Source organism: Mesorhizobium sp. B2-3-15 (assembly GCF_006442875.1).
Lineage (GTDB): Bacteria > Pseudomonadota > Alphaproteobacteria > Rhizobiales > Rhizobiaceae > Mesorhizobium > Mesorhizobium australicum.
The window spans coordinates 419,296-445,390 of the sequence record NZ_VFVO01000001.1 but is presented as its reverse complement, the minus strand read 5'-3'; the positions used below and the strand labels follow the sequence as shown (position 1 = coordinate 445,390).

At 64.1% G+C, this 26,095-nt stretch carries 22 protein-coding genes; 14 read left to right on the top strand and 8 right to left on the bottom strand.

Annotated features, from left to right (window positions below; genetic code table 11):
• The first annotated feature begins 7 nt into the window (after positions 1 to 7).
• The 5 genes from FJ954_RS02210 to FJ954_RS02190 all read left to right on the top strand — a co-directional run bounded on the left by FJ954_RS02210 (position 8) and on the right by FJ954_RS02190 (position 5,403).
• Entirely contained in the window at positions 8 to 1,267 is a 1,260-nt protein-coding gene (locus tag FJ954_RS02210) for an ABC transporter substrate-binding protein (RefSeq protein ID WP_015314652.1), read from the top strand.
• Between the two features lie 232 nt (positions 1,268 to 1,499).
• A complete protein-coding gene (locus FJ954_RS02205; protein WP_015314651.1) occupies positions 1,500 to 2,429 on the top strand; it encodes a sugar ABC transporter permease in 930 nt (309 codons plus the stop codon).
• Positions 2,430 to 2,439: 10 nt separating this feature from the next.
• Positions 2,440 to 3,279, top strand: coding sequence for a carbohydrate ABC transporter permease (locus FJ954_RS02200; RefSeq protein ID WP_140660275.1), 840 nt, complete (start codon positions 2,440 to 2,442; stop codon positions 3,277 to 3,279).
• Positions 3,276 to 4,337 (top strand): Gfo/Idh/MocA family oxidoreductase, encoded by a 1,062-nt coding sequence (locus tag FJ954_RS02195; RefSeq protein WP_140660274.1) that lies wholly within the window; start codon positions 3,276 to 3,278, stop codon positions 4,335 to 4,337. Before FJ954_RS02200 ends, FJ954_RS02195 begins: the two co-directional genes overlap by 4 nt.
• A 67-nt stretch (positions 4,338 to 4,404) precedes the next feature.
• On the top strand, positions 4,405 to 5,403 hold the full coding sequence (locus FJ954_RS02190) for an ABC transporter ATP-binding protein (protein WP_140660273.1): 999 nt from the start codon (positions 4,405 to 4,407) through the stop codon (positions 5,401 to 5,403).
• 158 nt (positions 5,404 to 5,561) lie between these two features.
• On the opposite strand, the gene FJ954_RS02185 is transcribed toward FJ954_RS02190, so the two are convergent.
• The 5 genes from FJ954_RS02185 to FJ954_RS02165 all read right to left on the bottom strand — a co-directional run bounded on the left by FJ954_RS02185 (position 5,562) and on the right by FJ954_RS02165 (position 12,121).
• On the bottom strand, positions 5,562 to 6,407 hold the full coding sequence (locus FJ954_RS02185) for a fumarylacetoacetate hydrolase family protein (RefSeq protein WP_140660272.1): 846 nt from the start codon (positions 6,405 to 6,407) through the stop codon (positions 5,562 to 5,564).
• A 164-nt stretch (positions 6,408 to 6,571) separates the two neighbouring features.
• A complete protein-coding gene (locus FJ954_RS02180) occupies positions 6,572 to 7,303 on the bottom strand; it encodes an SDR family oxidoreductase (protein ID WP_140660271.1) in 732 nt (243 codons plus the stop codon).
• Positions 7,304 to 7,594: 291 nt separating this feature from the next.
• Positions 7,595 to 9,967, bottom strand: coding sequence for an aldehyde dehydrogenase family protein (locus FJ954_RS02175; protein WP_140660270.1), 2,373 nt, complete (start codon positions 9,965 to 9,967; stop codon positions 7,595 to 7,597).
• 68 nt (positions 9,968 to 10,035) lie between these two features.
• A complete protein-coding gene (gene deoC / locus FJ954_RS02170) occupies positions 10,036 to 11,082 on the bottom strand; it encodes a deoxyribose-phosphate aldolase (RefSeq protein WP_140660269.1) in 1,047 nt (348 codons plus the stop codon).
• Between the two features lie 211 nt (positions 11,083 to 11,293).
• Positions 11,294 to 12,121: a ferredoxin--NADP reductase gene (locus tag FJ954_RS02165; RefSeq protein WP_140660268.1), complete on the bottom strand. Its 828-nt coding sequence runs from the start codon at positions 12,119 to 12,121 to the stop codon at positions 11,294 to 11,296.
• 219 nt (positions 12,122 to 12,340) lie between these two features.
• Between FJ954_RS02165 and FJ954_RS02160 the strand changes: the two genes are divergently transcribed.
• The 4 genes from FJ954_RS02160 to FJ954_RS02145 all read left to right on the top strand — a co-directional run bounded on the left by FJ954_RS02160 (position 12,341) and on the right by FJ954_RS02145 (position 18,205).
• Positions 12,341 to 14,425, top strand: coding sequence for a hydantoinase/oxoprolinase family protein (locus FJ954_RS02160; protein WP_140660267.1), 2,085 nt, complete (start codon positions 12,341 to 12,343; stop codon positions 14,423 to 14,425).
• 1 nt (position 14,426) lies between these two features.
• Complete coding sequence (locus FJ954_RS02155) at positions 14,427 to 16,136, top strand: hydantoinase B/oxoprolinase family protein (RefSeq protein ID WP_140660266.1); 1,710 nt, start codon at positions 14,427 to 14,429, stop codon at positions 16,134 to 16,136.
• Between the two features lie 107 nt (positions 16,137 to 16,243).
• Complete coding sequence (locus tag FJ954_RS02150) at positions 16,244 to 17,020, top strand: ABC transporter substrate-binding protein (RefSeq protein ID WP_140660265.1); 777 nt, start codon at positions 16,244 to 16,246, stop codon at positions 17,018 to 17,020.
• A 54-nt stretch (positions 17,021 to 17,074) separates the two neighbouring features.
• Positions 17,075 to 18,205, top strand: coding sequence for an aminomethyltransferase family protein (locus FJ954_RS02145; RefSeq protein ID WP_140660264.1), 1,131 nt, complete (start codon positions 17,075 to 17,077; stop codon positions 18,203 to 18,205).
• Positions 18,206 to 18,725: 520 nt separating this feature from the next.
• Here FJ954_RS02145 and FJ954_RS02135 read toward each other — a convergent pair.
• From FJ954_RS02135 to FJ954_RS02125, 3 genes are all read right to left on the bottom strand, one after another.
• Positions 18,726 to 19,382 carry a methionine ABC transporter permease gene (locus FJ954_RS02135; protein ID WP_140660263.1) on the bottom strand — a complete coding sequence of 219 codons (657 nt, stop codon included), beginning with the start codon at positions 19,380 to 19,382 and terminating at the stop codon, positions 18,726 to 18,728.
• Entirely contained in the window at positions 19,363 to 20,445 is a 1,083-nt protein-coding gene (locus tag FJ954_RS02130; protein ID WP_140660262.1) for a methionine ABC transporter ATP-binding protein, read from the bottom strand. The genes FJ954_RS02135 and FJ954_RS02130 overlap by 20 nt, the downstream gene beginning before the upstream one ends.
• Before the next feature lie 82 nt (positions 20,446 to 20,527).
• Entirely contained in the window at positions 20,528 to 21,382 is an 855-nt protein-coding gene (locus FJ954_RS02125; RefSeq protein ID WP_015314633.1) for a MetQ/NlpA family lipoprotein, read from the bottom strand.
• A 464-nt stretch (positions 21,383 to 21,846) separates the two neighbouring features.
• Here FJ954_RS02125 and FJ954_RS02120 point away from each other — a divergent pair, with 464 nt between their 5' ends.
• From FJ954_RS02120 to FJ954_RS02100, 5 genes are all read left to right on the top strand, one after another.
• Positions 21,847 to 22,329 (top strand): hypothetical protein, encoded by a 483-nt coding sequence (locus FJ954_RS02120; RefSeq protein ID WP_140660261.1) that lies wholly within the window; start codon positions 21,847 to 21,849, stop codon positions 22,327 to 22,329.
• A gap of 195 nt (positions 22,330 to 22,524) precedes the next feature.
• On the top strand, positions 22,525 to 23,619 hold the full coding sequence (locus tag FJ954_RS02115) for a transporter substrate-binding protein (RefSeq protein ID WP_140660260.1): 1,095 nt from the start codon (positions 22,525 to 22,527) through the stop codon (positions 23,617 to 23,619).
• Positions 23,616 to 24,263 carry an ANTAR domain-containing protein gene (locus FJ954_RS02110; RefSeq protein ID WP_140660259.1) on the top strand — a complete coding sequence of 216 codons (648 nt, stop codon included), beginning with the start codon at positions 23,616 to 23,618 and terminating at the stop codon, positions 24,261 to 24,263. Before FJ954_RS02115 ends, FJ954_RS02110 begins: the two co-directional genes overlap by 4 nt.
• Entirely contained in the window at positions 24,241 to 25,146 is a 906-nt protein-coding gene (locus FJ954_RS02105; RefSeq protein ID WP_140660258.1) for an ABC transporter permease, read from the top strand. The genes FJ954_RS02110 and FJ954_RS02105 overlap by 23 nt, the downstream gene beginning before the upstream one ends.
• Complete coding sequence (locus tag FJ954_RS02100; protein ID WP_140660257.1) at positions 25,143 to 26,063, top strand: ABC transporter permease; 921 nt, start codon at positions 25,143 to 25,145, stop codon at positions 26,061 to 26,063. The genes FJ954_RS02105 and FJ954_RS02100 overlap by 4 nt, the downstream gene beginning before the upstream one ends.
• The last annotated feature ends 32 nt before the right edge of the window (positions 26,064 to 26,095 follow it).

Here is a 26,095-nt window from a genome sequence, read left to right as displayed (position 1 = left end):
ACTGAGCATGACAACGAAACTACTGACGGCACTGCTTCTGGGCACCAGCATTCTCGGCTCGGCCGGATTGGCTCACGCCGAGGACGTAACGCTCAACATCGAAAGCTGGCGCGGCGACGACCTTGCCATCTGGAAGGATAAGCTGATCCCGGCCTTCGAAGCCAAGAACCCCGGCATCAAGGTGGTGTTCGCCCCATCGGCCCCGACCGAATATGACGCCGCCCTCGGCGCCAAGCTCGCCGCCGGTTCGGCGGGCGACCTGATCACCTGCCGCCCGTTCGACAAGTCGCTCGAACTGTTCAAGAAGGGCAACCTTGCCGACCTCTCGGCGCTGCCCGGCATGGAAAACTTCTCGCCGGTCGCAAAGTCCGCCTGGCAGACCGATGACGGCAAGGCGAGCTTCTGCGTGCCGATGGCATCCGTCATCCATGGCTTCATCTACAACAAGGACGCCTTCGACAAGCTTGGCATCAAGGTGCCTCAGACCCGAGACGAATTCTTCGCCGCGCTCGACAAGATCAAGGCCGACGGCACCTATATCCCGATGGCGATGGGCACCAAGGACCTCTGGGAAGCCGCGACCATGGGCTACCAGAACATCGGCCCCAACTACTGGAAGGGCGAGGACGGCCGCAAGGCGCTGATCAAGGGCGATCAGAAGCTGACCGACAAGGACTGGGTCGCGCCGTATGAGGAACTGGCCAAGTGGAAGCCTTACCTGGGCGACGGCTTCGAGGCCCAGACCTATCCGGACAGCCAGAACCTGTTCACGCTCGGCCGCGCCGCCATCTACCCGGCCGGCTCGTGGGAAATCGGCCTGTTCAACACCCAGGCCCAGTTCAAGATGGGCGCCTTCCCGCCGCCGGTCGAGAAGGCCGGCGACACCTGCTACATCTCCGACCATACCGATATCGGCATGGGCCTGAACGCAGCCTCCAAGCACGCGGACGCGGCCAAGACCTTCCTGTCCTGGGTGGCTTCGCCTGACTTCGCCACCATCTACGCCAACGCGCTGCCGGGCTTCTTCAGCCTGAACTCCTCGCCGGTGAAGATGGAAGACCCGCTGGCGCAGGAATTCGTCTCCTGGCGCGGCAAGTGCAAGTCGACGATCCGCTCGACCTACCAGATCCTGTCGCGCGGTACGCCGAACCTCGAAAACGAGACCTGGGTTGAATCGGCCAACGTCATCAACGGCACCGATACGCCCGAAGCCGCGGCCAAGAAGCTGCAGACCGGTCTCGACAGCTGGTATAAGCCGGCCAAGTAAGAGCTCAGGCAGCGGAGCCGGCTGGGCGCATGCCCGGCCGGTTCCGGATTACCCTGTCTTCATATTGCGATTGTCGGCTCTGCCTCACGGCCTTACCCTTGCTGTTGTTGGGGAAGGCTGGCTGATCAGTCGCAGGCCTTTGTCTTGCCGCACCGGGCAAGGTTGGGCCATGCATCGAGGCATCATCTAGCATCACATCGTCTGGAACCGAGAGACGGCGGGGACCGAACTCATGGCCGCACAAACACGACCCAAAAGACCATTCCGCTGGCATATCGCCGTCTTCCTGGCGCCGGCGGTGCTCGTCTATACGGCGATCATGATCCTGCCGCTCGCCGGCACGCTGCAGCTCTCGCTGTTCCGCAATGTCGACCAGTCCCAGATCTTCGTCGGCCTGGACAATTTCCGCACCCTGTTCGGCGATCCCAACTGGTCGGTCAATTTCTGGAATGCGTTGCGCAACAATGTCTGGTTCTTCATCATCCACATGCTGGTGCAGAACCCGGTCGGCGTGCTGTTGGCGGCAATTCTCTCCAGCCCCAGGCTGCGGTTCGCCGCCTTCTACCGCACCGCGATCTTCGTGCCGACCATCCTGTCCTTCGTCATCGTCGGCTTTGCCTGGAAGCTGATCCTGTCGCCGCTATGGGGCGTGGCGCCGCATCTGCTCGACTTCGTCGGCCTGAAAAGCCTGTTCACGCCCTGGCTCGGCAAGGAGCAATATGCGCTGACCGCGCTCAGCCTGATCTCGGTGTGGCAATTCATCGGCATTCCGATGATGCTGATCTATGCCGCGCTGCTGTCGATCCCCGAAGAGGTGATCGAGGCGGCCGAATGCGATGGCATCACCGGCCTGTCGCAGTTCTGGAAGATCAAGCTGCCGCTGATCCTGCCGTCGATCGGCATCATCTCGATCCTCACCTTCGTCGGCAATTTCAACGCCTTCGACCTGATCTACACCGCGCAAGGCGCGCTCGCCGGGCCGAACTATTCGACCGATATTCTCGGCACCTTCCTCTACCGCGCCTTCTTCGGCTTCCAGCTGCAGGTCGGCGATCCCAACATGGGCGCGACCATCGCCACGATCATGTTCCTGATCATCCTGGGCGGTGTCTGCGTCTACCTCTTCCTCATCCAGACGCGCCTGCGTCGCTACCAGTTCTGAGGGGACGGAGATGAGCATCGCCACCCGTTCATTGCCCCGCACCATCGGCGCCCACGCGATCCTGTTGACCTACACGGCGATCGCACTGTTTCCGGTGATCCTGGTCATCATGAATTCGTTCAAGTCCCGTGCCGGCATCTTCGGCGCGCCGCTGACGCCGCCGACGCCAAAGACTTTCGACCTGATCGGCTACACCACGGTGATCGGCCAGGGCGACTTCATCCACTATTTCCAGAACAGTCTCGTCGTCACCGTCGGCTCGCTGTTCTTCGTGCTTCTGTTCGGCGCCATGGCTGCGTTCGCGCTGTCGGAATATCGCTTTCGCGGCAACACGATGATGGGGCTGTATTTGGCGCTCGGCATCATGATCCCGATCCGGCTCGCCACCGTCGCCATTCTGCAGTTGATGGTGGCGAGCGGGCTGGTCAACACGCTGACGGCGCTGATCCTGGTCTACACCGCGCAAGGCCTGCCGCTCGCCGTCTTCATCCTGTCCGAATTCATGAAGCAGGTGTCCGACGATCTGAAGAACGCCGGCCGCATCGACGGCCTGTCGGAATACACCATCTTCTTCCGCCTGGTCGTGCCGCTGGTGCGGCCGTCGATGGCAACCGTCGCCGTCTTCACCATGATCCCGATCTGGAACGATCTGTGGTTCCCGCTGATCCTGGCGCCGTCGGAAGAGACCAAGACGGTGACGCTCGGCGCCCAGCTTTTCCTCGGCCAGTTCGTCACCAACTGGAACGCCATCCTGGCGGCACTGTCGCTGGCGATCCTGCCGGTGCTGATCCTCTACGTCATCTTCTCGCGGCAACTGATCCGCGGCATTACTTCCGGAGCCGTCAAGTGAGTTCAGAAAGACCCCTTCGCGTTGTCGTCGCCGGCCTAGGCAATATGGGCCGCAGCCATGCGCTGGCCTATCACACCAATCCAGGTTTTCAGATCGCCGCGCTGGTCAACCGCTCCGACGTGCCTTTGCCTGGGGGGCTGTCCGGCTATGGCATCAGGCGTTCGTTCGATGACGCCCTGCGCGACGAAAAGCCCGACGTCGCCTGCGTCGCCACCTATTCCGACAGCCATGCCGATTATGCGGTGAAAGCGTTCGAGGCCGGCTGCCATGTCTTCGTCGAAAAGCCGCTGGCAACGACGGTGGCCGACGCCAGGCGTGTCGTCGCGGCAGCCAAGGCCAACGGCCGAAAGCTGGTGATCGGCTATATCCTGCGCCACCACCCGTCCTGGATCCGGTTGATCGCCGAAGCGCGCAAGCTCGGCGGTCCCTACGTGTTCCGCATGAACCTCAACCAGCAATCCTCGGGCCATACCTGGGAGACGCACAAGCAGCTGATGCAGACGACATCGCCGATCGTCGATTGCGGCGTACATTATCTCGACGTCATGCTGCAGATCACCGATGCCAAGCCGGTCGAGGTGCGCGGGATGGGCGTGCGGCTGACCGAGGAAGTCGCGCCCTCCATGTACAATTATGGCCATCTGCAGGTGCTGTTCGATGACGGTTCGGTCGGCTGGTACGAGGCCGGCTGGGGCCCGATGATTTCGGAAACCGCCTTCTTCGTGAAGGACGTGATTTCGCCCAAGGGCTGCGTGTCGATCGTCATGAAGGAGGGCGTGAAGTCCGACGACATCGACACCCACACCAGGACCTCGACCATCCGCCTGCACAGCGCCGCGACCGGCACGGACGGCAAGTTCCTAAAGACGGACGAGATGTTGTCGATGGAAGGCGAACCCGGCCATCAGGATCTCTGCGATCTCGAACAGGCATTTGTCCTCAAGGCGATCCGCGAGGATATCGATCTCACCAGACATATGGACGACGCGGTGCGGTCGCTCGCCGTCTGCCTTGCCGCCGACGAGAGCGTGCGCGGCGGAAAGGCGGTGCGACTGTGATCAGGCTGCCGTCGTCCGCGCCGTACAGGGGCCGCTTGGCGCCCACCCATCAATTTGGAGGACTGCCGTGGGCTCGCTGAAAATCGAGAACGTGAAAAAGGCCTTTGGGCCGGTCGAGGTGCTGAAGGGCATCGACCTCGAAGTGACGGATGGCGAGTTCGTCGTCTTTGTCGGCCCTTCGGGCTGCGGCAAGTCGACATTGCTCCGGGTCATCGCCGGTCTGGAGGATTCGACCTCGGGCCGGGTGCTGATCGATGGCGAGGATGTCTCGGTCACCCCGCCGGCGAAACGCGGCATTGCCATGGTGTTCCAGACCTATGCGCTCTATCCGCATCTGACGGTGAAGAACAATATGGGCCTCGGCCTCAAGCAGGCGAACACGCCGGCGCCGGAAATCGATCGCCGCATCGGCATCGCCTCGTCCATGCTGTCGCTGGAGCCCTATCTCGAAAGACGACCTGCGGAACTTTCCGGCGGCCAGCGCCAGCGCGTCGCCATCGGCCGCGCCGTGGTGCGCGAGCCGAAACTGTTCCTGTTCGACGAGCCGCTGTCGAACCTCGACGCGGCGCTGCGCGTCAACACGCGGCTGGAGATCGCGCAGCTGCATCGCCGGCTGAAGGCGACGATGATCTACGTCACCCACGACCAGGTCGAGGCGATGACGCTGGCCGACAAGATCGTGGTGCTCAATGCCGGAAAAATCGAGCAGATCGGCGGCCCGATGGAGCTCTACAATTCGCCGGCAAACGAGTTCGTCGCCGGCTTCATCGGCTCGCCGAAGATGAATTTCGTCGACGGCGCCCGGCTCGGCGAGACAGCCAGGACCATCGGCGTGCGGCCGGAGCACCTGACCGTCGATCCGAAATCCGGCGCCTGGAAGGGCACGGTCGTCCACGCCGAACATCTCGGTGCCGACACCAATCTCTATCTGGATTGCGAGAAGGCCGGCCTGATCACCGTGCGGATTTTCGGCGTGTACGACGCGGAGCCCGGCGCCACGCTTTACGCGACGCCCGATGCGGCCAAGACCTATAGGTTTGGCGCTGATGGGAAGACGATAAAGTAATAGCTGGAGAGGGGCCGGCGCTGCCCCTCATCCGCCTGCCGGCACCTTCTCCCCGTATAGTGACGGGGAGAAGGAATGGCCGCAACGCTGGCGCTCTCTCTCTCCCCGTTCGTCACGGGGAGAGGGTTAGGGTGAGGGGCGGCGCTAACCTATCAGGCTTACACGTCAGCCTTGAACGTCTGCTTCTGCTGCCCCAATCCCTCGATCCCCAGCTCCACGACATCGCCGGCCTTCAAGAACACCGGCGGCTTCATGCCGAGGCCGACGCCGGGCGGGGTGCCGGTCGAAATAATGTCGCCGGGGTGCAGCGACATGAACTGGCTGAGGTAGGAAACGAGATAGGCAACGCCATAGACCATGGTCTTGGTCGAGCCGTCCTGCATCGTCTTGCCGTTGACCGTCAGCCACATCTTCAGGTTCTGCGGGTCTGATACTTCGTCCTTGGTCACCAGCCACGGTCCGGTCGGGCCGAACGTGTCGCAGCTCTTGCCCTTGGTCCACTGGCCCTGGCGCTCGGCCTGGAAGGCGCGTTCGGACACGTCATGGGAGACGCAATAGCCGGCGACATGGTCGAGCGCGTCGGCTTCGCTGACATATTTGGCGGTTTTGCCGATAACCACGCCGAGCTCGACTTCCCAGTCGGTCTTCTCGGAGCCGCGCGGGATCAGCACGTCGTCGTCCGGGCCGACGATGGCCGAGCTTGCCTTCATGAAGATGATCGGCTCCGGCGGCACGGTGGCCCCGGTCTCGGCGGCATGGTCGGAATAGTTGAGGCCGATGCAAATGAACTTGCCGGTGCCGGCGACGCAGGCGCCGAGGCGCGGCTTGCCGGAAACCGCCGGCAGCGACTTCGCATCGAGCTTCGAAAGCATGTCCAGCGAGGCCGGATGAAGTGTCGTGCCGGCAATATCGGCAACATGGGCGGAGAGATCGCGGATCGTTCCATCCGCATCGAGCAGGCCGGGCCGTTCGCTTCCCACCTCGCCATAGCGCAGCAGTTTCATGCATCTTCTCCTGATTGCGGCCTCGTGGCCGTTCTACAAACTCTCCGCCGGGGCGGCCGTCTCTGGAACCGGGCGGACCCTAGCCATCGGCCTGCTTCACGACAAGCGCGAACAGCCTGTATTGGCGGCCGGCGACCCGATGTCCGGTTGTCTCAAGGCAGCGCTCAGATCGACCAGCCGCCGTCGATATTATAGGCCTGCCCGGACGTGTAGGTGGCACCGGCCAGGTAGACGGCGAGATCGGCGATCTCCTCGGGCGTGCCGAGCCGGCCCATCGGCTGGCGGGCGATGAAGGCGGCGCGGGCGGCGTCATAATCGCCCTGGGCGTGCATGCGGTCCTGCAGCGACGGGCTCTCGACCGTGCCGGGGCAGATGGCGTTGCAGCGTATGCCCTTGCCGACATAGTCGGCCGCGACCGCCTTGGTCAGCCCGATGACGGCGGCCTTGGTGACGCCATAGGCGAAGCGGTTCGGCACGCCCTTGGTCGAACTGGCCAGCGAAGCCATGTTGATGATCGACCCGTCGCCACGCTCCAGCATGCCGGGCAGCACCGCCCGGATGGTTCGGATCATGGCGCGCACGTTGAGATTGAAAGCGAAATCGAGATCACTGTCCTTCATCTCCAGGATCGAGCCCGAATGGACGAAACCGGCGCAATTGAACAGCACGTCGACGGCGCCGATCTCTGCAAAGGCGGCATTGACCGCGTCGTCGTTGAGAACGTCGACCTTGCGGGTCTTGATCCCTGATGTCTTGGCGAGTTCCGCCAGCAGCGTCTCGTTGATGTCGGTGGCATGGACGGTAGCGCCTGCCTTGGCGAAGGCCAGCGCGCTCGCCTTGCCGATGCCTTGCGCCGCTGCCGTTATGACAACGACCTTGCCCGCCAGTTCCGCCATGCTTTGTTCCTCGCCTGCTTGGGTCAAAAAGCTTTTATCGGCGGCTGGCGAAAGCGTCATGTGCCAGTCAGGCGCGATTGTGCGGCCTGTGCCAGTTCACAGATAAAGATGTTTTTTCTGGTTAAAGAACATATGGCCAGGCGTCAAGCCCGATCGCGATCCCTGTGGTGACATGCCCTAGAGCCGGATGATTTCAGGTCAAGTCGACCTGAAATCTGGATCCGTCTCTAAATCAAAGAGATAGAGCATGATGTCGTCCGAAAACCGCTTCACACTTTTCGGCATCATGCTCTAGTCGCCGTAAGGCACCCAGACATTCTTCACCTCGGTGGCACGGCGCAGAAAAACGTCGCCGGCGGCTTCTTCCGAGGCCCAGTCGAGGCTGCGGCCGTTGCCGCTCCAGACGCGTTTGAGGTTGCCGATGGACTCGGCTTCCGCCTTGGCGCAGGTATCCGCGTCGGCGAACAGCCAGAGCCCGTCGACGTCGTCATGCTTGGCCAGCACGCCGGCAAGCTCTGCGGTGCGTCCGGTGACGATGTTGATCGCGCCGGCCGGCACATCAGAATATTCGATGACCTGATAGAGATCGGTGGCCAGCAACGGATACCGTTCCGATGGCACGGCGACCACCGTGTTGCCCATGGCCAGCGCCGGCGCGACCAGCGATATGAAGCCGAGCAGGGGCTGATTGTCCGGCGCGACAATGCCGACGACGCCGACCGGCTCGTGCAGCGCCAGCGTCACGGCACGCGCCGGCGGCTGGTGCACGCGCCCCTCGAACTTGTCGGCGAGGCCGGCATAGAGGAACAGCCGTTCGATCGAGAGCTCCACCTCGTCCCGTGCGGCCTTGCCGTTGGCTCCGGTCAGTTCGGTGAGCCGGGCGGCAAATTCTTCCGCGCGGCCGGAAAGGTTCTCGGCCAGGTAATAAAGCACCTGCGACCTGTTATAAGCGGTCGCCTCCGGCCAGCTTTTGCAGGCGCGGGCAGCCGAAACCGCATCACGGATATCCTTGCGGCTGCCGAGCCCGACTTCGCCGGCGAGCTTGCCCTTGGCGGTGCCGACGGCAAGCGAGTAATTGCCGTCCGGCCGCACCTGCTTGCCGCCGATGAACAGCTTCGCCGTGCGGTCGATAGCGACGCCGTCCGCCTGTTCCACGGGCTGCGCCGAAGATGGCGCCGGCTTGATGACCGGGCCGAGCGGCAGTTTTGCCGAGAGATATTCGAACATGCCCTCGCGCCCGCCCTCGCGGCCGAAACCGCTCTCGCGATAGCCGCCGAAGCCGCAGGCGGCGTCGAACATGTTGGTGCCGTTGACCCAGACCACGCCAGCCTTCAATTGCGGCGCGACATGGAGCGCCAGGTTGACGTTCTCGCTCCACACCGAGGCTGCGAGGCCATAGCGCGTGTTGTTGGCGAGTTCGATCGCTTCCTCGGTGTTGCGGAAGGTCATGGTGGCGAGCACCGGCCCGAACACCTCTTCCTGCGCCAGAACATTAGCCGGCGAAACACCGGTAGCGAGCGTCGGCAGGTGATAGTAGCCGGAAGACGGCAGCGTTGCATCCGGCTGCCAGCAGACGGCGCCCTGCCGGGCACCTTCGGCGATCAGTCCCTTGACCCGGTCGAGCTGGGTCAGATCGACCAGCGGGCCGATATCGGTGTTCTTGTCGAGCGGGCTGCCGACACGCAGCCGGCTCATGCGCGTCTTGACCTTGGCGATCAAGGCGTCCGCGATGCCTTCCTGCACCAGAAGCCGCGACCCGGCGCAGCAGACCTGGCCCTGGTTGAACCAGATGCCGTCGACCAGGCCCTCGACGGCGCTGTCGAGATCGGCGTCCTCGAAGACGATGAAAGCCGACTTGCCGCCAAGCTCCAGCGACAGTTTTTTCCCTGACCCGGCGGTGGCCTTGCGGATGATCTTGCCGACTTCGGAAGAGCCGGTGAAGGCGATCTTCTGGATGCCGGGGTGGTTGACGATCGCCGCGCCCGCATCCGGGCCGCCCTGCACGATGTTGACGACGCCTTTCGGCACGCCGGCGCGTTCGCAGATCTCGGCGAACAGAATGGCGGTGAGCGGCGTGAACTCGGCCGGCTTCAGCACCACGGTACAGCCCGCCGCGAGCGCCGGCGCGATCTTCCAGGCCAGCATCAGCAGGGGAAAATTCCACGGGATGATCTGGCCGACGACGCCGACCCCCTTTTGGCCGGGAAAATCCCTGTCCAGCGCCTGCGCCCAGCCGGCGTGGTGAATGAAATGGCGGATCGCCAGCGGCACGTCGATGTCGCGGCTTTCGCGGATCGGCTTGCCGTTGTCGATCGTCTCAAGCACCGCGAACAGCCGCTGGTGGCGCTGCATGGCGCGGCCGATGGCGTAGAGCACTTTCGCGCGCTGGTATCCGGAACTGGCGCTCCATTTCGGCAGCGCCTTTGCGGCGGCCGCAACCGCCGCGTCGATGTCGGCGGCATTGGCATCGGACACCTTGGCCAGCAGCTTGCCGGAAGACGGCTCGCTGGTGTCGAAGGTCTTGCCGCCGCCGGCCGCTTTCCAGTCGCCACCGATGAACAGCGCTTTGGAGAAATCGCGCCCGGCCAGCCATGCATCGGCCTGGTTGCGAGCCTCCGGCGCCGGGCCGTATTCCATGGCGTGATAGCGTTCAAGGACGTTCATCAGGTTCCTCCTTCACCCTCCCCCTTGTGGGGAGGGTCGATCGGCAAAGCCGATCGGGGTGGGGGTGCTCAAGCCATCGCGTGGCGGTGATTGGCCGAATAATGCCCGGTCAGATGATGCTCGAGCTGACGTTCGATATCGGTCAGCAGGCTCGATGCGCCAAAGCGGAACAGCTCCGGCTCCAGCCATGGACGGCCGAGCTCTTCCTTCATCAGCACCAGCCAGTCGAGCGAGACTTTCGCGGTCGAAATGCCGCCGGCCGGCTTGAAGCCGATGAGATAGCCTGTCTCCTCGAAATAGGCCCTGATGGCGCGCACCATGGCGAGGCCGACAGGCAGTGTGGCATTGACGCTTTCCTTGCCGGTCGACGTCTTGATGAAATCGGCGCCCGCCATCATCGCCACCATCGAGGCCAGCATGACGTTGCGCAGCGTGGCGAGGTCGCCGGTGCCCAAGATGACCTTGAGATGCGCGTCGCCGCAGGCGGCCCGCATCGAGACGATTTCATTATAAAGCTCGCGCCACTTGGCGCCGAACACCAGGCCGCGCGGGATGACGACATCGATCTCGTCGGCGCCGTCCTTCACCGAGGCCTCGATCTCCTGCAACCGGGTCGACAGCGGCGCCAGCCCATGCGGAAAGGCGGTGGAGACCGCGGCGACATGGATGCCGGTGCCGCGCACCGCGTCCACGGCCGTGGCGACGAAGGGATGGTAGACGCAGACGGCGGCGGGCCGGATGGTCTCGCCCGCAATGCCGAGGCCTTCCATGATGTCGCGGCGCAGCGGGTTGATCGCCTTGGCGCAGAGCCGGCGCACGCGCTCCTCGGTGTCGTTGGAGTTGAGCGTCGTCAGGTCCATGCAGGCGATCGCCCGCAGCAGCCAGGCTGCCTGGTGGTCGGCCTTGATCGAGCGCCGCTTGGTCAGGCTGGCGACGCGGCGTTCCAGCGCGGAGCGGTTGACGCTGCGTACCGATTCCAGAAAACCGAGGTCGAGTTTCAGGCCGGGATTGCGGGCGATGTGATGGTCCAGCGGCACCGGCGTGTTGGCGGCGGCGCGCGCGGGCAGCGGCGTCACCTTGGTGCCAAGATCGGCTTCGCGGATTGTGCTGCTCATCTCCTGCCCTTTCCTTCAGCGGCGTGCGCTTGATATCTCACGCGCGCACCCTTCTCCCAAAGCCGTCGACAGTTTTGGGCGACACGACGAAGATAGCCCGCGAAGTCACGCTTCACGAGTCCTCAAGCGAGGGATAGCTGAAAAAGGCCGCGAAAGCAGCTGATTTTTGACCGGAAGGTCAAAACCCAGCTTTCTGGGAGACGCGATGGCCTCAGCCGACGAAGGCGCGTTCGACGACGAAGCTCGAGGGATGGCTGAGCGAACCTTCCTGGAAGCCGAGGCTTTCGGCCAGCTCCTTGACGTCCTTCAGCATGTGCATCGAGCCGCAGATCATGATGCGGTCGGTTTCGGGATTGAGCTTTTCGATGCCGAGGTCGCTGTAGAACTTGCCGGAGCCGATCAGCGCGGTGATGCGGCCCATGCGTGCCGACTCTTCGCGGGTCGTCGAATTGTACAGCGTCACGCGCCCAGTGGTCAGCTCGCCGATCAGCGGGTCGCTTTCGAGCGCCGCCACCAGCTCCTGGCCGTAGATCAGCTCGGCATTGTCGCGGCAGGTGTGGGTCAGGATCAGCTGGTCGAACTTCTCGTAAGTGTCGGGATCGCGCAGCAGGCTGGCAAAGGGCGCGATGCCGGTGCCGGTCGAGATCATGAACAGGCGCTTGGCGGGGGTCAGCGCGTCGACGACCAGCGTGCCGGTCGATTTCTGGCGCATGATGACGGTATCGCCGACCTGGATCTTCTGCAGTTCCGAGGTCAGCGGGCCATCCGGCACCTTGATCGAGAAGAATTCCAGCTCTTCGTCCCAGGCCGGGCTGGCGACGGAGTAGGCGCGATACACCGGCTTCTCGGCATTGGGCAGGCCGATCATGACGAATTCGCCCGAGCGGAAGCGCAGCGACTGCGGCCGGGTGATGCGGAACGAGAACAGCCGGTCGGTATAGTGTTTCACCGAGACGACGGTCTCGGCATAGACATTGGCCGGAATCGGAAACTGTAGCGGACGGGCTTCAGCGGTGTTGAACGCGGGCGTGGTGTTCATCGATTCCAACCTTCTCGCCCAATGAGAGACGCGGGCGCCAAACCTTCCCGTGCGCGCCCGAACCATTCAGGTTCCGGCATGCCATGCACGCTACCGAAGCGGTAAGCTCTTGTGTCCGGAATTTATTAGTATACAAACGATATTTGCGTCAAGATGCCGCCGTAAAACACCTTTCCAAACTGCGGCATATCCGTAGTCCCAGCATTTCGGGTTTCGACAATGAAAGAGAATTTTTCGGTGCAGCCGCCGGATTCCCTGGGCAGCGTCGTCGCCGGCATCGATGTCGGCGGAACCTTCACCGACCTGCTCCTGATCGACGGCAAGGACGGTGGCAAGGTGTATCTGGCCAAGACCCCGACCACTGTCGACAACCAGGCCTTTGGCGTGGTTTCGGCGCTTGGCGCCACCGGCTTTCCGATCGAGGGAATCGACCTCATCGTGCATGGCACGACCACCACCACCAATGCGGTGCTGGAGCGCCGGCTGGCCAAGACCGGCATGATCACCACGCGCGGCTTTCGCGACGTGATCGAACTCGGCCGGCGAACGCGGCCGCAACCCTATGGCATGACCGGAACCTTCGTCCCAATCATTCCGCGCAACCTGCGCCTCGAAGTGTCGGAGCGCGTCGAGGCGTCGGGTGCGGTGCGCACGCCGCTCGATGAAGCCGAGATGCGCGAGGCGGTACAGGCGCTCATCGCGGCCGGCTGCGAATCCCTCGTCATCCATTTCCTCCACTCTTACGCCAACCCCACGCATGAGCGGCGCGCCGCCGAGATCGCCGCCGAATCCTGGCCGAACGGCTACATCACGTCAGGTCATGCGCTGCTGTCGGAGGCGCGCGAATTCGAGCGCGGGGTGACGGCCTCGGTCAACGCCTCGGTGCAGCCGATCCTGGAGCGCTACGTCGAGCGGCTGCGCAAGGAATTGGCCGACAAGGGCTATGCCCGCGACTTCCTGATCATGAACGGCAATGGCGGCATGATCTCGGCCCGCTTCGTCACACGTGAATCGGCCAAGACGGTCATGTCGGGCCCCGCCTCCGGCGTTATCGCCGCCGCCTATACGGGCAAGCGCGCAGGCTTCGAAAACCTTGTCACCTACGACATGGGCGGCACCTCGACCGACGTGGCGCTGATCCGCAACGCCGAACCGGCGGTCTCGAACGAGATCGAGATCGAATATGCCATGCCCATCCATGTGCCGATGGTGGCGGTGCACACGGTGGGCGCCGGCGGCGGCTCGATCGCCCGCGTCGATGCGGCCGGCCTGATCCAGATCGGCCCGGAAAGTGCCGGCGCCAATCCCGGCCCGATCTGCTATGGGCGCGGCGGCACCGAGCCGACGATCACCGACGCCAACCTGGTGCTCGGCCGGCTGGCGCCGAAGAAGTTGCTCGCCGTCGAAAACCCGGTCACATCGGAGCGCGTCACCAGGATTTTCGAGGACAGGATCGGCAAGGCAACCGGCCTGTCGGGTGTCGAGGCGGCGGGCGCTGTGCTCAGGCTCGGCAACATGAAGATGGCCGGCGCCATCCGCATGGTGTCGGTGTCGCGCGGCCATGATCCCCGCGATTTCGCGCTGTTCGCCTTCGGCGGCGCCGGGCCGCTGCATGCGACGGCGCTCGCCCGCGAACTCGGCCTGCCCAAAGTGCTGGTGCCGGCGCGGCCCGGCATCACCAACGCGCTCGGCTGCGTCGTCGCCGATCTGCGCCATGACTTCGTCAACACCATCAACCAGCCCGTGGCCGTGCTGGACGAAAGCCAGCTTCACCAAGTACTGGAACGGCACCGGAACGAAGGCGAAGAGCTGATCGCCAAGGAAGCGGTGAAGCCGGAAACGATCCGCGTCACCCACTCCGCCGACATGCAGTTCGTCGGCCAGACCCACATCATCAACGTGCCGCTGCCGTCCGCGTCGGTGACCCGAAGCCAATTGCAGGCGTTGTTCGAGAAAGCCTATTTCGCCCGCTTCAAGGTCGAGCTGCCGGAAATCCGCGCCAACCTCGTCAACCTCAACACCTCGGTCACCGGCGTGCGGCCGGCGATCGACCTGTCGCGGCTGATCGACCCGTCCGGGCGGGCAAGGACGCTCGACGGGGCGCGGCGCGAGATCCGACCGGTCTGGTACGCCGGGCGCTGGCACGACACGTCGGTTTACAGCAGGGAAAAGCTGCCACTCGATGCGGTCATCGAAGGGCCGGCGATCCTCGAACAGATGGATGCGACCACCGTGCTCGAACCCGGCGACCGCGCGCGCTCGGATGCAGACGGCAACATCATCATCGACATTGGCGAGGCCTGACATGTCAGTGGATAGCGCAAAGCTCGACGCCATCACGCTTTCGGTGCTCCAGGCCGCTTTGCAGCAGGTCTGCGACGAGATGGACCTGACCTTTTCCCGCGCCGCCTTCTCGCCTGTGATCGCCGAGGCCAACGACCGCTCGGACGGCATCTATTCCGCCGTCGACGGCTCGCTGATCGCGCAGGGCAGTGAGGGCCTGCCGGTGTTTGTCGGCGTCATGCAATATTCGACCAGGACGGTGATCGAGATGATTGCCGACGGCCGCTGCCTGGCCCCGGAGCCGGGCGACATCTACATCGTCAACGATCCCTATCTCGGCGGCACGCATCTGATGGACGTGCGCTTCGCCATGCCGGTCTACCGCGGCGGAAAGATCTTCTGCTGGCTGTCGAACACCGGCCATTGGCCCGACATTGGCGGCTCCGTGCCCGGCGGCTTCTCCGCGTCCGCGACCGCTGTCGAGCAGGAGGGTCTGCGGCTGCCGCCGGTAAAACTGTTCAAGAAGGGCGTGCTCGACCCTGAAATCTACGCCATCATCTGCTCCAACATCAGGGTCGCCGACCAGCGCATCGGCGACATCCGGGCGCAGGCCGCCGCGCTGCTGATCGGCCAGGACAGGCTCAATGGAATCCTGGATCGTTACGGAGACGAAACCGTCGTCGAGGCGATCGCCGAATTGCGCCGCCGCGCCGCCGAGCAGATGCGCGCCAATATAGCGGCCATTCCCGATGGCACCTACCGCTCCAAGGCTTTTGTCGATTCCGACGGGGTGGTCAACGAACCGCTGACCATAGCGCTCGCAGTCGAAAAGAAGGGCGACACGCTGACCTTCGATTTTTCAGGTTCGTCAAAGCCTTGTGCGGGACCGATGAACAGCGTGCTGGCGACGACCCTGTCCTCGGTCTATCTCGCCATGCGCCATATCTTCCCGGACGTGCCGATCAGCGCTGGTGCCTTCGAGCCGCTCGAGGTCAAGCGGCCGGAAGGCACTTTCCTCGACGCAAAGTATCCGCGCCCGGTCTCCGGGTGCGCCGCTGAGGTCTCGCAGCGCATCGCCGAGGCGGTGTTCGCGGCGATGGTGCAGGCGCTGCCCGACAAGGTGACCGCGGCGCCAGCCGGCTCCAGCGGCAATTTCGCGCTCGGCGGCAACGATCCGGCGCGCGGCCGCGACTACGTCATGTACCAGATATCCGGCGGCGGCTATGGCGGCAATTCGGGGCATGACGGCCTGACCAATGGCTGCTCGACCATCGGCATTTCGAAGTCGCCGCCGGTCGAGATCATGGAGCAGGCCTTTCCGGTGCTCTATCGCCACTATGCCTTGCGCGAAGGCTCGGGCGGCGCCGGCAAGCATCGTGGTGGTTTTGGCCTCGCCTATGAGGTCGAGATCCTGCGCGGCGAGGCGCGCGCCTCCTTTGTCATGGACCATGGCCGTTTCGGTCCGCAGGGCGCCCTTGGCGGTCGGGATGGCGAGCCCAACAGCGTGACCGTGTTCCGCAACGGCGAGGAGCATGTGCCGCCGCACCTCTCCAAGGAGCAGGACATCCCACTGAAGGCCGGCGACCGCGTGCGCGTCGGCACTCCGGGTGGCGGCGGCTATGGCGATCCGCGTGAGCGCGATCCGGAACTGGTCGCACGGGACGTCCAGCTTGGTTATTATACGACGGAGCAAGCCAGGGATCTGTTCGGGGCCGACGCACAAGGAACCTGACCGGACGCGGACTGCCCCGCGCCGCGATCGCCGCGGCACATGTCGTTTCCGTCTCCGCCGGGAGCATGAAAGCCCGTAGACTTCGCCGGTCAACGGAGATCTGGACCATGCGTCTTTTCGGTCGTTTCGTGCTTGCCGCTTCCGTAGCTTTTGCGCTCGCAACCGGTGCTGCTTCCGCCCAGGAGAAAAAGCTGAGGCTCGGTACCGAGGGTGCCTACCCGCCCTTCAACCACGCCAATGCCGACGGCACGCTGGGCGGTTTCGACATCGATCTCGGCAAGGCGCTGTGCGCGCAGATGAAAGTTGAATGCGAGTTCACCGTACAGGATTTCGACGGCTCCATTCCGGCGCTGCAGGCCGGCAAGTTCGATGCCATCATCAACATCACCATCACGCCCGAGCGGGCTGAAAAGGTCGAGTTCACCCACAAATACTACCAGACGCCGCCGGCGATCGCGGTGCCGAAGGACTCGACCATCGCGGGCACCTCGCCGGACGATCTGAAAGGCAAGGTGCTGGGCGTGCAGAGCGCCACCATCCACCAGAATTTCGCCGAGCAGAAATATTCGGGCTCGACCGTCAAGGCCTACCCGACCGGCGACGACGCCCGCACCGACATGGCCAATGGCCGCCTCGACGCGATGATGGACGGCTCGATCATCCTCACCGAATGGCTGAAGAAGCCCGACGGCGCCTGCTGCAAGCTGCTCGGCACGCTGACGGCCGATCCGGCCATTCACGGCCCGGGGGTCGGCATTGCGCTGCAGAAGGGCAACAAGGAACTGGCCGACAAGTTCAACGCGGCAATCGACGCGCTGCGCGCCAACGGAAAGTACAAGGAAATCAACGACAAGTATTTTTCATTCGACGTCTACGGGAGTTGATCCCGGTACCAATCGAGCTCGGCGGCGCCACCCGGCGCTGCCGATTTTTTATGAATGATGGAGATTTTCGTGGCTGAGCGGCGCTCCCCTTTCTACAGCAGCATCGTCGGGCTGGGTGCGGCCATGGGTCGGGTCGGCGGCGATTTCATCTCGGCCAAATATTACTCCGGCATCGCCGACGAACATTTGAATACGCGTAAAAATGCCGGCGTGCAGGACCTCAGCACCATGGGCAAGATGGACATCAAGGGTGCCGACGCCGAGGCGCTGGTCAACCATGTCATTGTCAATGACGCCGCGGCGATGAAGCCGGGCCAAGTACGCTATTCCACCGTCTGTCGGGAGGACGGCGGCATCATGGACGACCTCACCGTGTTCCGGCTGGGCGCGGAGCATTTCATGCTGGTCACCGGTTCGGTCAACCGCCTCAAGATGCTGCCCTGGCTCCAGCATCATGCGCAAGGGCGCAGGGCCTATGTCACCGACATCACGGCCGCCGTCGCCTTCCCGACCATCCAGGGCCCACGCTCGCGCGATCTCTTGAAGGCGATGATTTCGGACGCTGATCTCGACGGATTGAAGCGCTGGGCCTTCACATCAGGCCATATCAACGGAACGCGGGTCCTGATCTCCCGTACAGGCGTGACCGGCGAACTCGGCTTCGAGCTGTTCGTGCCGGCCGACGAGGCGACCTCGGTTTGGGACGCGCTGATGCGCACTGGCCAAGCTTTCGGCTTGAAACCCTATGGCGTGCTGGCCATGTTCACGCTCGGCCTGGAAAAGGCCTATCCGGCGCACGGCATCGACATGGACGAGACGCGCACGCCGTTCCATGTCGGCCTCGACCGCTGGATCAAGTTCGATAAGGGCGATTTCATCGGCCGGGACGCGTTGCTCAAGGTGCGCGACGAGAGCCTCGACGAGCGCTGGACCGGGCTGATCCTCGACGGCGACAAGCCGTCCGCGACGGATGCACGGGTGATGGCCGACGGCGAGGACGCCGGCGTGGTCACCTACAGCGACCACGGCTATTCCTTGGGCAAGGTGCTGGCGACAGCGCATTTGCGGTTGCCGTTCACGGGCGTTGGAACAAAGCTCAGCATCGCTATCGACGGCAAACCGACCCGCGCGGTGGTGGTGCCGATGCCGTTCTTCGACCCGGAAGGGGCGAGGCTGAGGGGCTAGCGCGGAAATGATTTTGGTTCCGCTTTGGGGTCCATGATATGGCTCGCGGATGAAGTCTCCTGGTTCAAGAATCGGTCGTTCAGCGAAGGCTAGTCATTTCGTGCTGACGAGCGCGCGTGGCGAGAAAATCAGGGCTGTCGAAGGCATGAAGCTGTCGCCCCGCATGGCCAAGATACTCAACCATGGCGTTAGGCAAGGACTGACGGTGACGAGCGCCGCTCGCTCGTCAAGGAAGAAGTCCATAGGAACAGCCTACAGTGTCATAGCAATTGCTGATGATGGCGAGCGATAGGCGCTGCCCCTCACCTGCCTGCCGGCATCCTCTCCCCGTATAGTGACGGGGAGAGGGGCGCTCCATATCGACGAATTCGCCAATCATCAGCGTTGCTTGGAGAATGCCGGCGTCCAGGGCTAGCCCCTCTCTCCCCGTTCCACGGGGAGAGATGTCCGGCAGGACAGTGAGGGGCAGCGCTGACGTTTGATGAGAAGGTCACGGCCACCCGGATGTTCAGCCGGCTCACTATCCCCGCCGATCCAGCCTCGCCACCAGCCGGTCACCCACCCACTGGATGCCGCAGACCAGGATGATCAGCACGATCACCACGGCGACCATCACCGACGTCTCGAAGCGCTGGTAGCCGTAACGGATGGCAAGGTCGCCGAGGCCGCCGGCACCGATGGCGCCTGCCATCGCCGAGGCGCCGACCAGCGTCACCAGCGTCACGGTGAAGCCGGCAACGATGCCGGGGAGCGCCTCGGGCACCAGCACTTCGCGGATGATCGTCCAGCGATTGCCGCCCATGGCGCGCGCCGCCTCGATCAGTCCGTGGTCGACCTCGCGCAATGACACTTCGGCGATCCGCGCATAGTAGGGCGTGGCGGCGATCGACAGCGGCACGATGGCCGCCCATGTGCCGATCGATGTGCCGACGATCAGCCGCGTCACCGGGATCAGCGCCACCAGAAGGATGATGAACGGCACCGAGCGGAAGCCGTTGATCACGGCGCCGAGCACGCGGTTCACCCAAGGGTTTTCGGCGATGCCGCCGCGTTCGGTGGCAATCAGGGCCAGCCCGAGCGGCAGGCCGAACACCAGCGAGATCAGGCCGGAGGCGGCCGTCATCAGCACCGTCTCCCAGATCGATCGCAACAGAAGCTCAAACAGGACCGGCGACATGGCCAAGCACCTCCACCCGCGCCTGGCGGGATTTCAGGAATGTGATGATTTCTGCGAGATGGTTCGCATCGCTGCCGGGAACGGAAATGAACAGCGTTCCGACCGGCTGCCGCTGGATGTGGTCGATGCCACCATGGACGAGGCGGAAGGGACCGGGCACGGCGGCCGCAAGGTCGGACAGCAGCGGCTCGCGCGCCGCCTCGCCCGCCACGTCGACGCGCAGGACCGTTTCGGTGCCAGCTCCCGGCAGCAGCCGCGCCGCCAGCTCCGGCGGAAGTTGCGGCCGGATGGTCCCGAGCAGGCGTCTTGTGACGTCCGATTGCGGATCGGCAAACACCGACCAGACCGGCCCTTCCTCGACGATGCGTCCGGTGTCGATCACCGCCACGCGGTCGGCGATCGAGCGGATCACCTCCATCTCGTGGGTGATCAAAAGGATGGTCAGGCCAAGCTGGCGGTTGATATCCTTCAGCAGGGCGAGAATGGAGCGCGTCGTCTCCGGGTCGAGTGCCGAGGTCGCCTCGTCCGACAGAAGCAGCGCTGGCCGCGCGGCAAGCGCTCGGGCGATGCCAACGCGCTGTTTCTGCCCGCCGGACAGCGACGCCGGATAGGCTTTTGCCTTCTCCGACAGGCCGACGAGATCGAGCATCTCCGCCGCCCGCTTCAGCCGCTCCGCCTTCGGCCGGCCCTCGATTTTGAGCGGCAACGCCACATTGTCCTCGACGGTCTTGGCCGACAGCAGGTTGAAATGCTGGAAGATCATGCCGATGCGCCGTCGCAGCGGCTGCAACTCGCGCTCGCCAAGTCGGCTGATCTCGCGACCTTCGATGAACACCTCGCCGGTGTCAGGCCGCTCCAATCCGTTCAGGCAGCGGATCAGGGTGGACTTGCCGGCACCGCTGCGGCCGATGATGCCGAGAACCTCGCCCTTGCGCACCGTCAAGGAAATGCCGTCGAGCGCCGCCGTCTGGCCGAAGCGGCGCTTCAGGTCGACAAGGCGCACCACGTCCTGCGTGGCGGCCTGATCCGCGGCCTCGGTGGTTGCGATAAAATGCTGGTTCATGGGCAGGTCCCGAAACGCGATCGCGGCCCGCGCATCGCGCGGACCGCTTAAGCTGTCAAAGGCACGTCGGTGCCCGCATAACTCAATAGGCGCTGAGGCCGGTGCCCTTGTAGACCTTGTCGAACTCGGCCTTCACAGCCTCGTTCTGGTAGGACGCGACCAGCGTCTTCACCCAGGCCTCGTTTTCATTGCCGACCTTGACCGCGATGAAGTTGCGGTACGGATTGTCCGCGATCGGCTCCTGAGCGATGCGGTTCTCCGGCGTCAGGCCGCTCTTCAGCGCCCAGTCGGTGTTGACCACGGCGGCGTCGAGATCCTCGACCGAGCGGCCGACGATGCCGGCATCCAACTCCTTGATCTCGACCTTTTTCGCATTTTCGGCGATGTCGGCGGTGGTGGCGAGAATGCCGGTGCCATCCCTGAGCTTGATCACGCCCTCATTCTGCAGCACGCGCAGCGCCCGGCCTTCGTTGGACGGGTCGTTCGGCACGCCGATCACCGCGCCCTCCGGCAGATCGGCAACCTTGGTGTACTTCTTGGAGTAGAGGCCGATCGGCCACACGCCGGTATAGCCGACACGCACGATGTGGTAGCCCTGCGTCTTGATCTGATTGTCGAGATAGGGCTGGTGCTGAAAGGCGTTGGCGTCGATCTCGCCGCGCTCCAGCGCCTCGTTGGGCTGGGTGTAGTCGTTGAACACCACGGTCTCGATGCTGAGGCCCTTTTCGGCTGCTTGCGCGACGACGACACGCCAGACATCCTCGTCCTCGCCGCTGATGATGCCGACCTTGATCGCCTTCTTGTCCTCGGCCAAGGACGCATGCGGCGCCATCAGGCTGCCGATCGCGACGGCCGACGCGAACAGCAGAGCGAGGCCGCTGCGGCGTGTGAGGGGTGACCATGGGGAAAAGGGCAAAGTGTTGTTGGGATCGGACATGATTGATCTCTGCGGTTGTGAAGTCATGGCAGCAAGGCGGATTGCCGAGGCTTGTTCACATCGTCAGAAATTCTACTGATTTTATCAAAGAACGTGTTTCGCCGTTCTCGGCAAAGCCGGGAATATTCTCTCAAAAAACTCAGGGATGTGAGCACAGGACGCCGCCGGGTCGACCATGACGGCGCCGCGCCGCCATCCGGAGATGTCGGGAAGGCAGTCAAGTTTTCAACGAGCCCGCCTCTGCCGACCGGCTGTGCAAATATCTCATGCTTTCGATTTGAGCTTCGAGGACGTCGCCCGAAAATGATGGACGGCCCTCGTTGGCTGCCGGGTTCATCCAGGCGAAGTCAAAAAGCTTTGCGGCTTGCTCAGCCACTTTTTCGTGAAGCTGCGCGGGTTGATCCGACCGTCGGCTTGCCTAGGTAGAAAGGGCGGCCGGGCGCCACGCGATCTCAATAATCGGTATGACATTTTCCTGCATTCGAAAGCTTGCCCTTTCTGGCCTCCTCGTCGTCATCCAGTCCTCCTGCGTCGTTCCCGACGACACGTCGCGCATCGCCAAGGTCGATCCCACGGCGGCCGCGGCACGCAAGGAGATGGTCGGCCTCAGCGAAGCCGATGTTCGAATGTGCGCGGGATTTCCGACCGCCACAGCGGATGTCGGCCAGTCCGGGCAGATCTGGACCTATAAGCGCGTCGTCCAGCGCGGCAATCTCAGCGTCGTCGTTCCTGCCTTGGCCGTGGGGGCGATCCCGACGGTCGGCGGTTCCGTCAATGTCGCTCCCGGCAGTTACTGCGACACGCAGGTCCGCATGGTCGGCGGCCGTGTCGCCGAAGTCGCCTACGCCGGCGACAACAACCTGCCGAACAAGCGCGACGCGCTTTGTGTCAGCACCGTGGATGCCTGCGTGACCTATGCCCGCCAACACAGGCCGGCGGCCAAATAGCGGCAGCGGATTTCGCGGGACCGGCGATGGCCGGACACTCGGTGTTTGACGCGGATGGCGTTGAGGGCTTGACTGACCCGCCGGACCGAATACGCTAGGGCAAAATACCGGCTCTGATCGCCGGGCGGCAAATATGCCTCGTATGCCTCGCCCTTGCGGCGCTGGCTGCGGGGCATTGTCATTTTGGGGATCGGTTTGAAACGGCGCATCGAGATCGGCATCCTCTATTCCCGCTCGGGAAGCTATCAGCTCGTCTCCGACGCGTGCCGGATGGGCGCCATGCGCGCGATCGCCGACATCAACGCCGACAGGAGCTCAGGCATCGAACTGGTGCCGGTCGAGCGCGACCCGCAAAGCAATGCCGACCGTTACGCAACGCTGTGCGAAGACATCTTCAGGACCAGCGGTGCACGCCATGTCGTCGGCTGCGTCACTTCCTGGAGCCGCAAGGAGACCATCCCTGTGTTGGAGAAGGCGGGCGGCATGCTCTGGTATGCCTGCCCCTATGAGGGCTTCGAGGCCAATGAGCATGTCGTCTATATGCATGCTTGCCCCAACCAGCATCTGGTGCCGCTTATGGCCCATGTCGTGCCGCGCTTCGGCGCCAACGGTTTCCTGCTCGGGTCGAACTACATCTGGGGCTGGGAGATGAACCGCGTTGCGCGCGACCTGATCGCCGATGCCGGCGGCAAGGTGCTGGGCGAGCGCTATCTGCGCATCGGCGAGACCGACGTGTCGCGGCTGATCGCCGAGATCCGCGCGACGCGGCCGAACTTCATCCTCAACAACCTGATCGGCACCTCGTCCTATGCCTTCCTGGCGGCCTATCGCGATCTGGCGGGCGAGGATGCGGCTTTCAGTCCTGAATCTTGCCCAGTGATCTCCTGCAACCTGACCGAAGGCGAACTGCCGGCGATCGGCGAAACAGGCAAGGGTCACCTGTCGGTCGGACCGTATTTCGCGCCGCGGCCGGCCGCCTTCGCCTCGTCCTTCGAAGCCTCCGCTTATGCCTCGGTGCAGGTAATGGCCGACGTGCTGTCGCGCGATCCAGATGCCGGCCCGGCGGAATTTTCCAAGGCCTTCGCCGAGCGGCGCTTCTCCACGCGGCTTGGCCCGATCGCCATCGACGCCCATTCCCAGCACGCCACGCTGCCTGTCATCATCGGCCGGATCGCGGATGGCTATTTCGAAGTCGTCAGCCGGCAGCACGAGGTCGCGCCGGACCCGTACCTGTCGCGCTACGACCCCGCAAAGACATTCGGCCGGCCACGCTTGCGGGTGGTGTCGTGACCAGAACCCCGCGCATCCCCAATCTCGGCGGCGCCAGGGCCTTTGTCCTGCATCGCCCGCACCCGACGGTGCAGGCGATCACCAGGCAATTGTCGGCCATCGGCCTTGTCACCGTGGATTGCTGGCCGGAACTGGCACCTGAGGCGCTGGCCGCCGACTTCGTCTTCTTCGACGCCGACCTCGGCTTTGACGAGCAATTCCCCTGGAAGCCGGGCGAGGCGCCGATGCCGCTTGTGGCGCTGATCGGTTCCGAAGCGCCGGGCCGCATCGAATGGGCGCTGTCGCACAAGGCCGACGCCCAGCTCCTGAAGCCGGTCGGCAATGCCGGCGTCTACAGCGCGCTGCTGATCGCGCGCCAGAGTTTCGAGGCGAGAAAACATTTAGCCGGCGAAATTGCCGCATTGCGCCAGCGGGTCGCCGAACGCCAGACCGTCGTGCGGGCTGTCTCGGCTTTGTCGAAGGGCGGCGACGACGACCGTGCCTATGCGCAGCTGCGCTCGCTGGCCATGAGCTGGCAGATCAGCGTCGAGGACGCCGCGCGCCGGATCGTGGCGATGATGGAGGAGGCCAACAGCGGGGAAGCCAGGATCGGGGAAGCCCAGATCGGGGAAGAGAGCGGCGATGACCAGCCCCATCGCGCCTGATCTCACGGCAGGGCGCATGCCGGCCAAGCCGCGCGCCGGTGTCTGGCGCCGGCTGGTCAAGCGCCGCCTGGCGCTGCTCGGCCTGGTCATCGTCGCCATCGTCGTTGCCGGTGCGATCCTGGCGCCATGGCTGACCGGCTACGACCCCAACGAACAGATGTTCGACGGTCTCACCATCGAGGGCTCGCCTCTGCCGCCGAGCGCGAAATTCTGGCTGGGCACCGACCTGCTCGGGCGTGACCTGTTGACCCGCATCCTCTACGGCGCGCGCACCTCGCTGATCATCGGCATCGTCGCCAACGGCGTCGCGCTTTTGATCGGCACGCTGGTCGGCGTCACCGCCGGCTATTTCCGCGGCTGGATCGGCGGCGCGCTGATGCGCTTCACCGATTTGATGATGGCGTTTCCGGCGCTGCTGCTCGCCATCTGCCTGGCGGCGGTGTTCCAGCCGAGCCTGTGGATCGTCGCCATGGTCATCGCGCTGGTCAACTGGGTGCAGACCGCCCGCGTCGTCTACACCGAGACCTCGTCACTCGCCGAACGCGAGTTCATCGATGCCGAACGCACCATCGGGGCCGGCGCGCCGCGCATCCTGTTTCGCCACATCCTGCCGCATCTCCTGCCGACCACCATCGTCTGGGGCACGCTCGGCATCTCGACCACGGTGCTGCTCGAGGCCACGCTCTCCTTCCTCGGCATCGGCGTGCAGCCGCCGACGGCGTCATGGGGCAATATCATCTTCGAGAACCAGACCTATTTCCAGGCGGCACCCTGGCTGGTGTTCTTCCCCGGCGCCGCGATCCTAGCCCTGGCGCTGGCCTTCAACCTGATCGGCGACGCGCTGCGCGACATTCTCGATCCGACGCAAAGGGGCCGGGCATGATCGCCTATCTCGGCCGCCGGCTGATCCAGTCGCTGCTCATCCTGCTCGGCGTCTCGCTGATCACCTTCGCGCTGCTCTATCTCCTGCCCGCCGACCCGGTGCGCCAGATCGCCGGCCGCAGCGCCACGCCGCAGACGGTCGAGAACATCCGCCAGCAGCTCGGCCTCGACCAGCCCTTCGTCGTCCAGTACTGGCATTATCTGACGAGGCTCGTCAGCGGCGATCTCGGCCGCTCCTACATCCAGCGCTCGGAGGTGACCGAACTCATCGTCTCGCGGCTGCCGGCGAGCCTGCTGCTGATGGTCGGCGCCATCCTGTGCGAGCTGCTGATCGGCCTCTCGATGGGCCTGATCGCCGCCGTCAAGCGCGGCACCGCCACCGACCAGACCCTGATGGTCGCCTCCTTCATCGGCGTCTCGGCGCCGCAATTCGTCGTCGGCCTGCTGCTGCTCTATGTCTTCGCGGTCAGGCTGAGCTGGTTCCCGATCGGCGGCTATGGCACATGGCGCCATCTCGTGCTGCCGTCGCTCACCATGGGCATCCTCGGCGCCGGCTGGTACGCGCGCATGATGCGCTCGTCGATGATCGACGTGCTGCGCCAGGATTATGTCCGCACCGCGCGTGCCAAGGGCCTGGCTCGGGGCGCCATCATTTTCCGCCATGCGCTGCCCAACGCCATCCTGCCGGTCGTCGCCATGATCGGCATCGACATCGGCATCTTCATGGGCGGCATCGTCGTGGTCGAAAGCGTGTTCGGCTGGCCCGGCATCGGCCAGCTCGCCTGGCAAGCCATCCAGCGCGTCGACATCCCGATCATCATGGGCGTCACGCTGGTCTCGGCCTTCGCCATCGTGCTCGGCAATCTCCTGGCCGACATCATCGCGCCCTTCATAGATCCCCGCATCAAGCTCAGATGAAACCAGAAAACAAACAGAGAAAGGGAACAGGA

Excerpts from the sequence above, each read along its gene's own strand:
- FJ954_RS02200 (WP_140660275.1), top strand. The coding sequence starts at position 2,440 with ATGAGCATCGCCACCCGTTCATTGCCCCGCACCATCGGCGCCCACGCG.
- FJ954_RS02150 (WP_140660265.1), top strand. The coding sequence starts at position 16,244 with ATGCGTCTTTTCGGTCGTTTCGTGCTTGCCGCTTCCGTAGCTTTTGCG.
- FJ954_RS02125 (WP_015314633.1), bottom strand. The coding sequence starts at position 21,382 with ATGTCCGATCCCAACAACACTTTGCCCTTTTCCCCATGGTCACCCCTC.
- FJ954_RS02160 (WP_140660267.1), top strand. The coding sequence starts at position 12,341 with ATGAAAGAGAATTTTTCGGTGCAGCCGCCGGATTCCCTGGGCAGCGTC.
- FJ954_RS02100 (WP_140660257.1), top strand. The coding sequence starts at position 25,143 with ATGATCGCCTATCTCGGCCGCCGGCTGATCCAGTCGCTGCTCATCCTG.
- FJ954_RS02210 (WP_015314652.1), top strand. The coding sequence starts at position 8 with ATGACAACGAAACTACTGACGGCACTGCTTCTGGGCACCAGCATTCTC.
- FJ954_RS02205 (WP_015314651.1), top strand. The coding sequence starts at position 1,500 with ATGGCCGCACAAACACGACCCAAAAGACCATTCCGCTGGCATATCGCC.
- FJ954_RS02175 (WP_140660270.1), bottom strand. The coding sequence starts at position 9,967 with ATGAACGTCCTTGAACGCTATCACGCCATGGAATACGGCCCGGCGCCG.
- FJ954_RS02105 (WP_140660258.1), top strand. The coding sequence starts at position 24,241 with ATGACCAGCCCCATCGCGCCTGATCTCACGGCAGGGCGCATGCCGGCC.
- FJ954_RS02145 (WP_140660264.1), top strand. The coding sequence starts at position 17,075 with ATGATGGAGATTTTCGTGGCTGAGCGGCGCTCCCCTTTCTACAGCAGC.
- FJ954_RS02120 (WP_140660261.1), top strand. The coding sequence starts at position 21,847 with ATGACATTTTCCTGCATTCGAAAGCTTGCCCTTTCTGGCCTCCTCGTC.
- FJ954_RS02185 (WP_140660272.1), bottom strand. The coding sequence starts at position 6,407 with ATGAAACTGCTGCGCTATGGCGAGGTGGGAAGCGAACGGCCCGGCCTG.
- FJ954_RS02130 (WP_140660262.1), bottom strand. The coding sequence starts at position 20,445 with ATGAACCAGCATTTTATCGCAACCACCGAGGCCGCGGATCAGGCCGCC.
- FJ954_RS02165 (WP_140660268.1), bottom strand. The coding sequence starts at position 12,121 with ATGAACACCACGCCCGCGTTCAACACCGCTGAAGCCCGTCCGCTACAG.
- deoC (WP_140660269.1), bottom strand. The coding sequence starts at position 11,082 with ATGAGCAGCACAATCCGCGAAGCCGATCTTGGCACCAAGGTGACGCCG.
- FJ954_RS02135 (WP_140660263.1), bottom strand. The coding sequence starts at position 19,382 with ATGTCGCCGGTCCTGTTTGAGCTTCTGTTGCGATCGATCTGGGAGACG.
- FJ954_RS02180 (WP_140660271.1), bottom strand. The coding sequence starts at position 7,303 with ATGGCGGAACTGGCGGGCAAGGTCGTTGTCATAACGGCAGCGGCGCAA.
- FJ954_RS02155 (WP_140660266.1), top strand. The coding sequence starts at position 14,427 with ATGTCAGTGGATAGCGCAAAGCTCGACGCCATCACGCTTTCGGTGCTC.